Annotated in this window: 10 protein-coding genes and 2 pseudogenes; 7 read left to right on the top strand and 5 right to left on the bottom strand. The window is 68.7% G+C overall.

Translation table 11 applies throughout. The annotated features are described in order from the left end of the window. Positions 1-440: 440 nt before the first annotated feature. From AB0E63_RS01555 to AB0E63_RS01525, 7 genes and pseudogenes are all read left to right on the top strand, one after another. A pseudogene (locus AB0E63_RS01555) lies at positions 441-1,550 on the top strand (hydantoinase/oxoprolinase family protein); the annotation flags it as partial. After that, a pseudogene (locus tag AB0E63_RS01550) lies at positions 1,475-1,882 on the top strand (hydantoinase/oxoprolinase family protein); the annotation flags it as partial. The pseudogenes AB0E63_RS01555 and AB0E63_RS01550, both read left to right, overlap by 76 nt. A gap of 90 nt (positions 1,883-1,972) precedes the next feature. Further along, positions 1,973-2,554, top strand: a complete 582-nt coding sequence (locus AB0E63_RS01545; protein ID WP_360359629.1) for a hypothetical protein — start codon at positions 1,973-1,975, stop codon at positions 2,552-2,554. A gap of 1 nt (position 2,555) precedes the next feature. Then, on the top strand, positions 2,556-4,868 hold the full coding sequence (locus AB0E63_RS01540) for a hydantoinase B/oxoprolinase family protein (RefSeq protein ID WP_360359616.1): 2,313 nt from the start codon (positions 2,556-2,558) through the stop codon (positions 4,866-4,868). Continuing rightward, complete coding sequence (locus tag AB0E63_RS01535) at positions 4,865-6,352, top strand: FAD-dependent monooxygenase (RefSeq protein ID WP_360359614.1); 1,488 nt, start codon at positions 4,865-4,867, stop codon at positions 6,350-6,352. Before AB0E63_RS01540 ends, AB0E63_RS01535 begins: the two co-directional genes overlap by 4 nt. Beyond that, positions 6,349-7,965, top strand: a complete 1,617-nt coding sequence (locus AB0E63_RS01530; protein WP_360359611.1) for an AMP-binding protein — start codon at positions 6,349-6,351, stop codon at positions 7,963-7,965. Before AB0E63_RS01535 ends, AB0E63_RS01530 begins: the two co-directional genes overlap by 4 nt. Positions 7,966-7,975: 10 nt before the next feature. Then, complete coding sequence (locus tag AB0E63_RS01525; protein ID WP_360359609.1) at positions 7,976-8,683, top strand: TetR/AcrR family transcriptional regulator; 708 nt, start codon at positions 7,976-7,978, stop codon at positions 8,681-8,683. Here the strand turns inward: AB0E63_RS01525 and AB0E63_RS01520 are convergent. The 5 genes from AB0E63_RS01520 to AB0E63_RS01500 form a co-directional block, all read right to left on the bottom strand. Further along, complete coding sequence (locus AB0E63_RS01520) at positions 8,670-9,866, bottom strand: alpha/beta hydrolase (RefSeq protein ID WP_360359606.1); 1,197 nt, start codon at positions 9,864-9,866, stop codon at positions 8,670-8,672. The genes AB0E63_RS01525 and AB0E63_RS01520 overlap by 14 nt on opposite strands. Then, a complete protein-coding gene (locus tag AB0E63_RS01515) occupies positions 9,863-10,111 on the bottom strand; it encodes a hypothetical protein (RefSeq protein ID WP_360359603.1) in 249 nt (82 codons plus the stop codon). The genes AB0E63_RS01520 and AB0E63_RS01515 overlap by 4 nt, the downstream gene beginning before the upstream one ends. Next, the gene (locus AB0E63_RS01510) at positions 10,108-10,749 is read right to left on the bottom strand and encodes a VOC family protein (RefSeq protein WP_360359601.1); all 642 of its coding nucleotides are present in this window, start codon (positions 10,747-10,749) and stop codon (positions 10,108-10,110) included. The genes AB0E63_RS01515 and AB0E63_RS01510 overlap by 4 nt, the downstream gene beginning before the upstream one ends. Positions 10,750-10,762: 13 nt before the next feature. Continuing rightward, positions 10,763-11,446, bottom strand: a complete 684-nt coding sequence (locus AB0E63_RS01505) for a maleate cis-trans isomerase (protein ID WP_360359598.1) — start codon at positions 11,444-11,446, stop codon at positions 10,763-10,765. Positions 11,447-11,582: 136 nt separating this feature from the next. Then, on the bottom strand, positions 11,583-14,426 hold the full coding sequence (locus AB0E63_RS01500; protein WP_360359595.1) for a class I tRNA ligase family protein: 2,844 nt from the start codon (positions 14,424-14,426) through the stop codon (positions 11,583-11,585). Between the last annotated feature and the right edge of the window lie 51 nt (positions 14,427-14,477).

Raw genomic sequence — 14,477 nt, 5'->3', positions numbered from 1 at the left:
CACCTGCAACTCCGCACCAACCGCCGCCCGCTCGTTCGGATTCTCCAACGGCGGCAACTGCACCGAATTAGCAACAGCTCCAGTAGACATACCTCCCCAGTGTCACGCCCACCGCCGTACCTTTCCTCCCCACACAAACCAATCGCTGCCAGCCGCACACCGACTCTCCCCGGAAGCTGCCGATCGACGTGCTGGACGAATCCTGGGTCAAGGCGCAGCCGACGCTGTCCGGACGCAGTGGGGCCAGGTCGACCGCGTCGTCTACGTGACCGGCATCGGGGACCCTGGGCTTTGTCGTGTGCGGCGGCCATTGCGGACCTTCATTTGATCGTGGCTGTGTGTCACATCCCCATGAGGCGACGGAGGTGTCGAAGTATTGACACTTGTGTTGAGTGGTCTCTAGCGTGGCTGGTATTACTGCTACGGCCGGAAGGTGAGTCATGACGTACGTCATCGGTATCGACGTCGGTGGGACGTTCACGGATGGAGTGCTCGACGACGGCGCCGGCGTCATCGTGGCGGCCAAGGCGCCGTCGACGCCCGCGGACTACTCGCAGGGGGTGCTGGAGGTGCTCACCGGGCTGGCCGAACAGCTGGACGCATCGGTCGAGGAGATGCTCGCGGAGACGCACCACATCGCGCACGGCACGACGTCGTCGCTGAACGCCCTGGTGATGGGCAACGTCCCGGACGTCGGGTTCATCACCACTGTCGGGCATCGCGACTCCCTGTTCATCATGAACGTCGAGGGCCGCTACCTGGGGTCGGCTCCCGACCAGCTGCAGAACGTGCTGGGCCAGAGCAAACAGCACACGCTGCTTCCCAAGCGCCACGCGGTCGAGGTCGTGGAGCGGATCGACCGCGACGGCACCGTGCTGGTCCCGCTGGACGAAGGATCGGTCCGGTCAGCGGTGCGTGCACTGCTGGCCGACGGCATCCGCTCGATTGCCGTCAGCTTGCTGTGGTCGTTCCGGAATCCCACGCACGAGCAGCGGGTCCGCGAGATCGTCCATGAACTCGACCCCGGGGTCTTCGTGGCGCTCAGCAGCGAGATCAGTCCACGGATCCGGGAGTTCGCCCGCAGCGCCACCACCGTGATGAGCGCCCAGATCGGGCCGGGCCTGGAGGACTACCTGGGCAACCTCGAAGGCCGGCTCCGCGAGTCCGGTCTGGCCGGACCGCTGCTGGTCATGCAGAGCAACGGCGGCGCCATCGCGGCCGCCGAGGCGCCGAGCTACGCGATCAGCACGGTCGGATCGGTTCTCACCGGCGGCGTTGTCGGTGCCGTGTCACTGGGCGAGCAACTCGGTCACCGCAACATCATCTCCACCGACGTCGGAGGTACGACGTTCCTCGTCGGCCTGGTCGTCGACGGCGAGCCGGTCCGGGCGAGTACGACGGTCATCAACCACCATCCGATCAACGTGCCGACCCTGCAGGTGCACGCGATCGGGTCCGGCGGCGGTGCGATCGCGTGGATCGACCAGGGCGGCAACCTGCAGGTCGGACCGCGCAGCGCCCAGTCGGTCCCCGGCCCCGCGTGCTACGGCGCCGGTGGCTCCGAACCCACCAACACCGACGCGAACCTCGTCCTCGGCATCCTCCCGAGAAGGGTCTCCTCGGCGGCCGTAAGGCGCTCGACCTCGACGCCGCCCGGGAGGCGATCCGCAGCCGGATCGCCGAGCCGCTCGGCCTGTCTGTCGAAGACGCCGCCGCCGCGATCTACGCCGTCCAGAACGCCCAGACCGGCGACCTGCTGCGCAAGGCCGTCGTCGAGGCCGGACACGATCCGCGGTCCTTCGTGCTCTACGCGTTCGGCGGTGCCGGACCGGCGTACTGCGCGTCGTACGCCCGCGAGGTCGGTGTCGCCGACGTGGTCGTGCCGCTCGGCCCGGTCGCATCGGCGTTCTCGGCGTACGGGCTCGCGTCGTCCGACGTGGTGCTCACGGCGGAACTGTCCGACCCGACGGCGATGCCGCTCGACCCGGTCCGCGCCGAGCGGACCTACGCCACGCTCGAGGCCCAGGTTCGCGACGGCCTGGCCCGGCAGGGGCTGAGCTTCGAGCGGATCGAGATCGTCCGGTCGCTCGACCTGCGGTACACGATGCAACTTGCCGAGGTCGCGGTCGAGGTGCCGAGCGGCGAGCTCGACGACGCCGCGGTCACCGGAATCGCGCACGCCTTCGACCGCCGGTACGCCGAGTTGTACGGCGAGGGCACCGGGTTCGCCGCGGCCGGCGTCCAGGCGATCACGTTCCGGGTACGGGCGACCGGCGTACTCCCCTTCTCCCCCGCGCTGCCGAAGCTCGCGGACGCCGAGACGACCGACCCCACGGCCGCGCTGCTCGAGCATCGGAAGGTCTGTCTGAACGCCAGTACCGGGTACGTCGACACCCCGATCTACGACTACCGCGCACTCGGCGCCGGTCATCGCATCGAGGGACCGGCCGTCATCGAGGTCTCCACCACCACCGTCGTCGTCCCAGCGGGCACCAGGGGTGTCGTCGATCACCTCGGCAACCTCGTGATCAGCACCGACTCGGAAGAGAACTGACATGACCATGGCCATCCCGGGCTCCGAACACTTCGCGAGCCGTCCCGTCGACCCCGAGACGCTGCGCGCCCAACTGCCGGAGACGGTGAAGGTGCACTCGGTCGGTCAGGACCGGATCGACGCCCTCGACCCACTGACCTACGAGGTGATCCGGCACCGGCTCTGGTCGGTCACCGAGGAGATGGGCGAGGCGCTGAAGCGGATGTCCGGCTCGCCGATCGTCACCGACGCCAACGACTTCGACTTCGCGATCTGCGACGAGCTCGGCCAGGAGGTCCAGGTCGGCCTCTACAACACGATGCTCGTCGGCGCGGTCGACCTCGCCATCTACTGGACCCTCCAGCACCGGGCCGCCAATCCCGGCATCCAGGAGGGCGACATGTTCCTCTGCAACGACCCTTGGGTCGGTGGCGGCCTGCACCAGAACGACGTCATCGTCTTCCAGCCGATCTTCCACGACGGCGAGCTGTTCGCCTGGACCAGCGCGATCTGCCACGAGCCCGACCTCGGCGGTGTCGGCCTCGGCTCGTTCAGCCCGGCCGCACAGGACGTCTTCTCCGAGTCGTTGCCGACGCCACCGGTCAAGGTGGTCCGCGACTTCCGGTTGCAGGACGACGTCGCCGACCTGTGGGTACGGCGGTCGCGTGTCCCGATGCTGGTCAGCCTCGACCTGCGGGCCAAGATCGGCGCCAACTCGGTCGGCCGCAAACGACTCGCCGAGGTGATCGACCAGTACGGCGCCGACACGGTCAAGGCCGTGATGAAGCGGATGATGTCCGACGCCGAAGGCCGGCTGCGCGGCAAGCTGTCCGGTCTGCCGGACGGCACCTGGCGGGCCACCGGGTACCAGGACCAGTCCCACGAAGGCGACCGCGGCGTCCACAAGATCACCGTCGCGATGACCAAGGCCGGCGACCGGCTCAGCTTCGACTTCACCGGCACCGATCCGCAGGCCGGGATGATCAACTGCACCTACGCGGGCATGCGCGGCGGCGTAATGCTGGCGCTGCTGCCGATGCTGGCCAACGACATCCCGTGGTCCGCGGGCGGTCTGATGCGCTGCTTCGACCTGGTCTCGGAGGAGGGCACGATCAACAACGCGTCGTACCCAGCGGCCGTTGGCCGGGGACCGATCGGGCCCGCCTGGCTCACCGGGACGCTGGTGGCCGAGTGCCTTTCGCAGCTGCTGGAACGCGACGCGAATCTCGGCAAGAGCGTGCAGGCGGCGTGTTGCGGCACCTGGGACACCGCCGTCCTGGCCGGGCTCGACGAACGCGGCCAGGTGCCGATGCCGTTCCTCAACATCATGATGGAGCCGATGGCCGGCGGGTACGGCGCCCGCCCGGACACCGACGGCATGGACACCGGCGGGCTCTTCTGCATCCCGATGGGCCGCGTACCCGATGTCGAGATGACCGAGTTCCTCTATCCGCTACTCACCTTGTGGCGGCGTGAGGAGCCGGACTCCGGCGGTCCGGGTCGCCGGCGCGGCGGCGTCAGCGCCTCGCTGGCGGTCACGCTGCACGGTTCCAGTCAACCGGCCGGTCTGGTCCTCGCCTCGGCGGGCAAGGCCGTCGCGCAGAACGCCGGTCTCTCCGGTGGCTATCCGGGCAACACGGGCCTGGAGCAACTGGCCCGCAACACCGATGTCGGCGCCCTGCTGAAGACCGGCCGGATTCCCCAGTCCGTCGGCGAACTGGGCGCCGAGGTCGAGCTCGGTCCGTGCTATGCACAGTCCTATCTCGCACCTGGCGAGGTGCTCTACATGCACTGGCAGGGCGGCGGTGGGTACGGCGATCCGCTGCTGCGCGAGCCCGAGGCGGTCGCCCGTGATGTGCACGAGGACAAGGTCAGCGCCGCCGCGGCTGAGTCCGTGTACGGCGTCGTACTCCGCAACGGGACGATCGATGCCCAAGGCACCGAAGCGGCGCGCGCCGCCGTCCGCTCCGTACGCCGGGATCGCTCGACCGGTGGGAGCACCAACGGTCCACGCATCGATCCGGCCGCGGCACAGCGACTCGACGACAACCTCGTCCTGCACGGAACCACCGTGGCCTGCGCGCACTGCGGACAGGGCGTCGCCGACACGACCACGGACACGACTCTTGCCCTGGCCCGGTACGACGGGCCGTCGTCGGAGGCGGGACCGCAGGTCACGTCCGACCCGGCCGAGTACGTCGACGCCGAGGTCGTCTTCCGGCAATTCTGCTGCCCGAGGTGCTGGACCGCGATCTACTCCGCGATCGTGCCGGCCACACATCCGGATCATGTCGGCGACGTCTCCCGTTTCACGCCCGTGGGGAGTCCGTCTTGAGGCTGCGGACCGTTGCGGTGCTCGGCGGCGGGCCGGGCGGTCTCTACACCGCCCGCCTGCTCAGACTCCGGATGCCGGACTGCGACGTCCGGCTGATCGAGCAGATCGAACCTCGCCACACGTTCGGCTTCGGCGTCGGTCTGGCCACTCGCACCCAACGGAACCTGCAGGCCGCCGATGCCGAGTCCTTCGAAGGCATCCTGTCGATCGCGCACTCGCACGAGATGTCGATGGTGGTCGACGGTCACGCGGTCACCCTCGCCTCGGACGACCTGATCGCCGTCAGCCGCAGCCAACTGCTCGACGTACTGCGAGAGCATGCGGCGGCCGCCGGCGTACGTCTCGAGTACGGCGACCGCGGGTGTGCGACCGAGCTGGCCGGAGAGGTCGACCTCGTGATCGCGGCCGACGGTGTCAGCAGCGCCACTCGTGAGGAGCTCCCGGTCGTCGGCAGCTCCGTGACGACCGCGGACGCGCTCTACCTCTGGGCCGGCACGGATATCGCCCTGCCCACGGCACTCTTCGCGCCGGCGACCACCGAGCACGGCACTTTCGTCGCACACGCCTACCCCTACGCCGCGGACCGCAGCACGTTCCTGGTCGAGACCGACGAGGAGACCTGGCGTCGTGCGGGGTTCGACGTGACCACCGAGCAGACGCCGTACGACGGTGACGACCAAGTGGCCCTGGACTATCTCTCCGACGCGTTCGCCGACCATCTGCACGGTCATCGGTTGATCGGCAACCGGACCAGGTGGATGCGGTTCCGGACGATCAGCTGCGAACGGTGGCACGATCGGAACGTGGTCCTTCTGGGCGACGCCGTACACACCGCGCACTACTCCATCGGCTCCGGCACGAAGCTGGCGATGGAGGACGGCATCGCGCTCGTCGACGCGCTCGACGCCGCTCCCGACCTCGAGACCGCGCTGACCGAGTACGAGATCGCACGGCGGCCCGCGGTCGAGCACCTGCAGTCGACCGCGCTGCGCAGCATGCGGTGGTGGGACTCCTTCGCCGCCCGGCTGGATCTACCGGTCGAACGGTTGTGGGTCGCGTACATGACCCGGGCCGGCAAGGTCAGCCTGGACCGGTTCGCTGTCACCGCACCGGAGGTTGTCGGTCGCGCGGTCGCTCACTACGCCGGGCGCGCGGACATACCTGCTGACGGCCTCGTCGACTGGGTGTTTCGGCACCAATCTCCTGGCGTCGGAGAGCTTCCCGAGGTGTTCGTCGACATCGACGATCCGTGGGGCCCCGCAGCAGACACGCTGATCAAGGACATCGACGCGACGGCCGTCCTGCTGACGAGTGACGACGATCGGGAGTCCGTACTGACCATGCTCGACGTCGCCGAACGGATTCGGCAGGAGACCGCGGCCCGGGTCGAGGTCCTGGTGCCCGGCGCGGAGCGTGAGCTCGGTGCGGCGGCCCTGGTCAGTGGCCGGGCCGACGCTGTCCGGCTCCGGAACGAGGCCGGATGAGCACCGCGGTCGAGGACTTCCCGGCGCAGGACCCGGCGTACCGCACGGCCGGGCTGTGGGACGCGCTCACCATCCCTGGCCAGCTCGCCAGAGTTGTTGCCCAGCACAACGATCGCGTCGCGGTCGTCGCCGCCGAAGGTTCGATCACGTACGGCGAACTCGACGTGCGGACCGACCGGATCGCGGCCGGGCTGCTGCGGATCGGGTTGCGTCCGGGGGATCGCGTGCTGCTCCAACTCACCAACCGGCTGGAGTCGGTGGTTGCCTGGTATGCCTTGCTCAAGGCCGCCCTGGTCCCGGTCGCAACGCTGGCTCCGCACCGCGAGCACGAGATCGGCGCGATCAGCCGGCAGTGCGAGGCCCGGGCGCATCTGGTCGAGGCCGGCCTGCCGTTCGACCTCGTTGCCTTCGGCGCAAGAATGGCTCTCGAGTATCTGTTGACGATCGGTGAGCCCGCGGCGGCCGGCGTACCGCTGGAGTCACTCGGTGCCGACCTCGACCCGGCCGAAGCTCGCGCGCTGGTCGCGACCGCGCAGGCCGGCGTCGGTCCGGACGAGCTGGCTGTGCTGCAACTGTCCGGCGGCACGACCGGTACGCCGAAGCTGATTCCCCGGCAGCATGCGGAGTACTGGTACAACGCCGCGGCGTACGCCGAACGGCTCGGGTGGACGCACGAGACGCGGATCGCGCACCTGATTCCGATCGTGCACAACGCCGGGGTCACCTGCGCAGTGCACGCCGCTGCCAGCGTCGGCGCCACGCTCGTACTCGGAACGGCCGACCCGGAGCAGTGGGTGCCGCTGATCGCGCGGACCGCGGCCGACGCCGTGCTGATCGGGCACGGTCACTTCAGCGCCCTCGCCGGTGTCCTCGACGCACTGCCTTCACTCCGGCAGGTGGTCCTTTCAGGCGCCAAGGTGCCGGATGCGTTGTTCGACGACCTCGAACGCCGCGGGATCTGGTCGGGGCAGCTGTTCGGCATGGGCGAAGGGCTGTTCTGCGTCAGCAACCTGGACGATCCACGGGAAGCGCGGCTACGTACGGTCGGCACCACGCTGAGCCCGCTCGACGAGATCAGGCTGCTGGAGCCGGGCAGCGAACGCGAGGTCGCGGACGGTGCGACCGGCGAGCTGTGCTGCCGTGGTCCCTACACGATCCGCGGGTACTACCGCGCGCCCGAGCACAACCGGACGGCGTTCACCTCCGACGGCTTCTACCGGACCGGCGATCTGGCGCGCTGGGGCATGTACGGCGGCCGCGCGTACCTGCACATCGAAGGCCGGATCAAGGACGTCATCAATCGCGGCGGCGAGAAGATCAGCGCCGACGAGGTGGAGCGGTTGTTGCTGGCCCATCCGGCGATCTCCCAGGCCGCGGTCGTGGCGATGCCCGATCCCCGGCTCGGCGAGCGGGCGTGCGCGTTCGTGGTCGCGGAGCAGGCGATCGACGTACCCGACGTACAGAAGCATCTGGCCGCCCTCGGGGTCGCCAAGTTCAAGTGGCCGGAGCGGGTGGTCCGGGTCGCCGAGTTGCCGCGGACGAACGTCGGCAAGATCGACAAGGCCGGCCTCCGGCGGCTCGTCAGCGGGGGCGACGGCGCCGCCGCCGGTTAGGGTCGGAGCCATGACGTCGGATCCCGCGCCCCGGAACCCGCGGAGCACCACCCGCCGCGACCTGGTCGAAGGGCAGATCATCGCCGAGGCGACCCGGTTGTTCGCCGAGCGCGGCTTCGCGGGGACCAGCCTCAAGGACATCGCCGAGGCCACCGGGCTGACCCGGCCGGCGCTCTACCACTACGTGCGCAGCAAGGACGACATCCTCGCCAAGCTCGTCACCGAGCTGGCCGAGCTGCCCGCCCAGGCGCTGCGCGCGGTCAACGCCGAGAAGAAGCTCAGCGCGTCCGAGCGGCTGCGCCGGATGGCTCGCGCCGTCGCGCTGCTGCAGGCCACCGGCCCGGCGAAGTTCCAGCTGCTGATCCGGTCCGAGGCCGACCTGCCGCCGGACCTGGTCAAGCGGTACACCGAGAGCCGGCGGAAGGTACTGCGGGAGTTCGTCGGGGTGATCGAGGCTGGGACGAGTTCCGGCGCGTTCCGCGCGGTCGACGCCCGGATCGCCGCGCTCTCGATCATCGGCCAGTGCAACTGGGTCGCCTGGTGGCACCACGACGGCACGCCGGAGGAGAACGAGCGGGTCGCCGACGAGATCGCCGACCTGGCCGTCGCGTCGGTGCTGGCCGCCGGCGACGACGCGGTTGACGGCGATCCGCGCCGCCGGTCGCTGGCCCGGCTGCGCCGCGAACTGGACTATCTCGAGCAGGTCATCGACGACTGATCCACTCGTCGATCACGTGCGCGGCGAGCTCGGTCCCGGTCGGCGCACCCTTGGCGATCGGACCGCCGAAATGGGTGCCCGGCACGGATGCCACCGTGACGTCGTCCGCGCCGAGCGCGGCCCGGAACCGCGCGATGTCCGCGGGGAACGAGGCCTGGTCGCCGGTCAGCTCCAGCAGCAGCGACGGCACGGTGACTCCCGGGGCGCAGCGCGCGAGGTCGGCGTTCGTGGTGTTGGCCGACCAGGTCGACAGCCACGCCTCGGCGGTCGCGAGCCGGCCGAAGCCGACCAGACCGTAGTTCGTCAGGTCGGGCCTGCGGCCGAAGAGCGAGCCGTACGGCCGCTCGTTCGGATCCAGGGACAGGTCGACGTTGCGCAGATCGGCGTCGGTCCGGTAGGTCGTCAGCACCCGTGGCGCGATCGCCCGCCGCCGGTCGTCATGCTTCTTCGCGGCACGTGACTCGGCCACCCACTCCCGCGCGCGGGCATCGATGCGCGCGATCCGGGTGGCCTGCGCCTCGCGGTACCCCGCCACGAACGCCGCGTCGTACGTCGTCGACTCGGGTGCTTCCACGAAACCATTGGCGGCTGCGAACGGATCCAGGTCGGGGTCGACGGACAGCGGATCGGACTCGTCGGCGACCGACGGATCGATGACGCGGAGGAGCAACGCACCTTGTCCCGGGTGCGGTGCCATGAAGATGCACCCGTCGGGCAACGGCATCTCGGTGTCGGCCAGCGGCACCGGCCGTCCGGCAGGAGTCGTCGTCAGCCGCTCGGCCGCGCCGGCCTGCTGGCAGTAGAACGCCGCGAGCGTGGCACCACCGGAGTGGCCGAGGCAGACCACCTGGTCGAAGCCGAGGTCGCGGAGCCTGACGTGACCGGCGGCGAAGTCGACGATCGCCTGCTCGTGCAGCAGATTGAGGTCGTTGTTGGGTGAACGCGATCCCTGGGTCCAGACGGCGTACCCGTCGCGGAGGAGGTACGGGACCGACGCGTGGTGGGTGACGTCCTGACGGGGATGCATCAGTGTGACGACCGTACGCGCGCCCGCGGGCACCCGCAGTACGCCGGTCACCGTCGCATCGTCGCTGGTGGTGAGCCGGTGGACCGTGGTCTCGACACCCTCGGGCTCGTCGAGCAGGTCGGTGTAGCGCCCGGCGCCGAGTCGGCTGACGGTCATCGGGCCTCGACGCGCAGTGCGTCCTTGTCCCACTGGGTGATCCGGCACCCGGCCAGACCGGCGACACACGAGTACCAGACCGCGTGCCGGCATCCGGTCGCCCGGCGATCGACGACGATCGGGTCGTCCGACTCCAGGACGACGTACGGCCCGATGCGCAGGCTCTTGACGGTCTCCTGTTCCGCCGCGACCTCGTGGACGCGGGTGTTCTCGGGCACGTCAAGGACGAACAGCCGATGGGTCATGGCGCCACCGGGCCGGTTTCCTGCCAGCGTTCGGCGCGCTCGACGATGAGCTCGGCCTTGCGGAGCAGGAGATCGTCCATGCTGTGCCCTGGGTTCTGCACGATGTCGACCAGGGCATCGATGGTGAGGTTCGCGTCGAGGTCCTCCTGTGGCGTCACCGGCCGGAGCGCACGGGTGATCTCGACCATGAAGCCGTTCGGGTCGTGGGTGTAGATCGACTCGATCGTCTCGTGCTGGATCTGCATCTCCACCGGCCACTCCGACGCATCGAGCCGGCGCCGGTACTCCATCAGGTGCTCGTCGGAGTCGACGTGCAGGGCCAGGTGCCGCGAGCGGACGAAGTACTCGGGAGTGTCCGCGTCGAAGCGGGCGTAGACGTCGCCCTTGCCCACCGAGCGGTCCGGCGCGGCCAGACCGAAGTAGTAGAAGAAGGCGATCCGGTCGTCGTTGCCGATGTCGAAGAAGAAGTGGATGAAGTCCGGGTGGTCCTCGGGCCCCCAGCCCGCCGCACAGATCGAGTGCACCACCGGGAAGCCCAGGACGTCGCGGTAGAACCGCACGGTCCCGGCCGGGTCGAACGTCGGGAACGCCGCGTGGTCGACCCCACGGACGAGGTGACTGTCGTCCAGCGATGTCATCGAGTCTCCTTGTCTAGTTGATCAGTGCGGCGGTGTCGCGCCGGAGCAATGAACCCGCTCCGGTGATGGTCAGCGGCAGGTCGAGAGCCTTGAGGATGCTGTAGGCGCCGGCCGTCGCGGCCGAGATCACCGGTACGCCGAACTCGCGCTCGGCGTCGTCGATCAACGGCAACGACGGCATCTGCACGCAGGCGGACAGCACGAGCGCGTCGGCGTTCGAGAGATCCAGCGAACGCGCCGCGGCCATCACCTCCGTACCGGGGATGCACCCGACCGCGTGGTTGTCCTCGACCTCCAGCGCCCGCCAGTCGACGATCTCGAACCCCGCGGCCTCCAAGTACGTGACGACCTGCTCCGCCAGCGGACGCAGGTACGGCGTGACCAGAGCCACCCGGCGCGCCGGGATCGCGTGCAGCGCCTCGACGAGCGCACCCGCACTGGACCGGACCTTCGCCTCGGACCCACCCGTCGCCAACTGCTCCGCGACCAGACCCTCCACGCGCTGGTGCTCCCCTGGCCCGGCCGCCATCAGCGCGACCAGGCAGGCGTACAGAATCACGTCCGGCCGCGCATCTCCCAGCTCCAGCACGCACCGTTCTCGCTGTGCGTTCATCGCTGCCAGCTGCGCGGCCGACACCTTGGCCATCCGCATCCGGCTCGCGTGGAACGAGAACCCCGGCCCCAGCAAGGCAGGCATCTCCGTCTCCACCGTCACGTTGGAACTGGGCACGACCAATCCGACCCGCAAGGCTGAATGCTTCACACCTTCAGTCTTCGACGCCAACGACGAAAAGTCAACACATGTGTCAGCATTAGGCGGAGCTGCATCTACCTCAGGATTTCGTCACCACGTTGACGATGCGGTGGGGGACGATGACGAGGCGCAGGACCGGCTGTCCTTCGAGGTGGTGCAGGTAGTCGGCGTTGCCGGCGAGGATGCGTTCGATGTCCTGCTGCGTGGCGTCTGCCGGGACCTCGACGGTGAAGCGGGTCTTCCCGTTGACCTGGACGGGAAGTGTGACGGCCCTGTCAGCGGCCAGGTCCTCGTCGGCTTCGGGGAAGTCCGCGTACGTCAGCGAGGTCTCGTGGCCCAGCCGCATCCACAGCTCCTCGGCGACGTGTGGGGCGAGCGGCGCGATCATGAGCACCAGTGGCTCGGCCAAGGTCCTGGGTAGCGCGCCGTCCCTGCCCACGATCCGGGCGGCGTGATTGGTCAGCTCCATCAGGCGGGCGATGGCGGTGTTGAACCGCAACGCACCAAGATCCTTGCGCACGATCGTGATCGTGCGCTGCAGGCGCCGGAGGGTGTCCTCGTCCAGCTCCTGGTCGCTGACGCGGGTTTCGCCGGTCGCTTCGTCGACGATGCTGCGCCACAGACGCTGGAGGAACCGGTGCACACCGATGATGTCGTCAGTTTGCCATGGCCGGTCGGTGTCCAGCGGGCCCATGGCCATCTCGTACAACCGCAGTGTGTCGGCGCCGTACCTGGCGTACATGTCATCCGGGCTGACGCTGTTCTTGAGGCTCTTGCCCATCTTGCCGGCCCGCCGAGTGACCGGTTCGCCGTTGTAGACGCAGGCGCCGTCATCCGCCTGAACCACCTCGTCCGCCGGAACGTACATACCGCGCTCGTCAGTGAAAGCATCGGCCAAGATGTAGCCCTGGTTGTACAGCCGCCGGAACGGCTCCTTGGTCGAGACATGGCCGAGGTCGTAGAGGACCTTGTGCCAGAACCGGGCGTACAACAGGTGCAGTACGGCGTGCTCGACCCCGCCGACGTAGAGGTCCACGCCGCCATCGCCCGGCTGGGATGCGTCCGGTGGGACCATCCAGTAGCGCTCGATCTCCGGGTCGACGAACATCTGGTCGTTGGCCGGGTCCAGATAGCGCAAGTAATACCAGCACGACCCGGCCCACTGCGGCATCGTGTTCAGCTCGCGCCGATACCGCTTCGGACCGTCTCCAAGGTCGAGTTCGACGGTTCCCCACTCCCCTGCGTTGGCCAACGGCGGGACCGGATCGCCGGTCTCGTCCTCCTGCGGCGCGGGCCGGAAGTCCGTCATCTCTGGAAGCTCGACGGGCAAGGCCGCTTCAGGGAGCGCGACTGGCAACTCGGTCTCGTCGTACACGATCGGGAACGGCTCGCCCCAGTAGCGCTGGCGGGAGAACAACCAGTCGCGCAGCCGGTAGGAACGTTGCCGGCGCCCACATCTCGTGTCCTCGAGCCAGCCGATGGCGGCTGAGATCTCCTCTTCATGGGAGAGGCCGCCGAACCACGAGGCCGGCGGACCGGGTACGGCGTGCACCTCCAACGCAAACTCATCGGCGAAGTCGAGGTCGCGCTGGTCGTGGGCAGGCACCGCCATGATCGCGCCGGTCCCGTACCCCATCAGCACGTAGTCGGCCAGAAAGACCGGGATCTGTGCTTCGGTGGCCGGATTGATCACGTAGCTGCCGGTGAACACGCCGGTCTTGTCGTACGCCGCGGCCGTGCGCTGCCGGTCAGTGAGCCGCCCGGCCATTTCCTGGTATGCGGCGACGGCATCCCGCGGTGCCCAGTCGGTGGCGGCGCGGCCGCGTCCCTCTGGATATCGCCATGCTGATGGGGTGTCGTCCGGCCAAGACTCCACGACCAGCTTGTTCACCAGCGGATGCTCGGGCGCGAGCACGACATAGGTGGCACCTGGCAGGGTGTCCGGGCGGGTGGTGAACACTTCGATCGACAGGTCCGGGTGGCCGACAACCCTGAGATCGATGTGAGCGCCGTCGCTGGCTCCGATCCAGTGACGCTGCAGTTGCTTGATCGACTCCGGCCAGTCCACCAGGTTCAAGTCGTCTATCAGCCGCTCTGCCAAGGCCGTGATCCGCAGCATCCACTGGCGCAGCGGTCGCCGGTAGACCGGGAAGTTGCCTACGTCGCTGCGACCGTCGGCAGTGATCTCCTCGTTGGCGAGCACAGTGCCCAAGCCAGGGCACCAATTGACGAGCTCCTCAGAGACATAAGCCAGCCGGAAACTGTCGATCAGCTCTCGCCGTTCGCGCTCTGCCAGTTCGCTCCACGCTCGCCCATCGGGCGTCGGGCGCTGACCGGATACGAACTCGGCGACAAGTTCCCCGATCGGGCGGGCGTGCCCCGTCCGCTGATCAACCCAGCTGTTGAAGAGCTGCAGGAAGATCCACTGAGTCCAGCGGTAGTAGGAAGGGTCGGTGGTTGCGATCGACCGCCGGGTGTCGTGGCCCAATCCGAGACGCCGCAGTTGGCGGCGCATGTTGTCGATGTTGTTCTGCGTCGTCACCCGCGGGTGCTGACCGGTGTCGATCGCGTATTGCTCGGCAGGCAGCCCAAACGCGTCATAGCCGAAGGTGTGCATGACATGGCCGTCGGTCATCCGCAAGAATCGGGCGAACACGTCTGTCCCGATGTAGCCGAGTGGGTGACCCACATGCAGGCCCACACCGCTCGGATACGGGAACATGTCGAGGACGTAGAACTTCCGGCGCCCGGCCATCCGCTCGAAACCGGTGGCGAACGGACCGGACGGGTTGGGTGAGTCGAAGGTGCCGTCCCTTGCCCACCGGTCCTGCCACCGCAGCTCGATCTCGTTCGCAAGACGTGCGTCGTAGCGGAACGGCACCTGCCCGTCAGCAGGCGCCTCGCCGGGCTCGGTCTCGCTCATCTGATCCCCATCGCTCACACGGCCCTGAAAGGCAGCATGCCTTTTTCCAAC

The sequence above is a fragment of the Kribbella sp. NPDC026596 genome (genome assembly GCF_040638415.1).
Lineage (GTDB): Bacteria > Actinomycetota > Actinomycetes > Propionibacteriales > Kribbellaceae > Kribbella.
The sequence above is the reverse complement of the archived record's forward strand: the minus strand, read 5'-3'. Positions and strand labels throughout refer to the sequence as shown.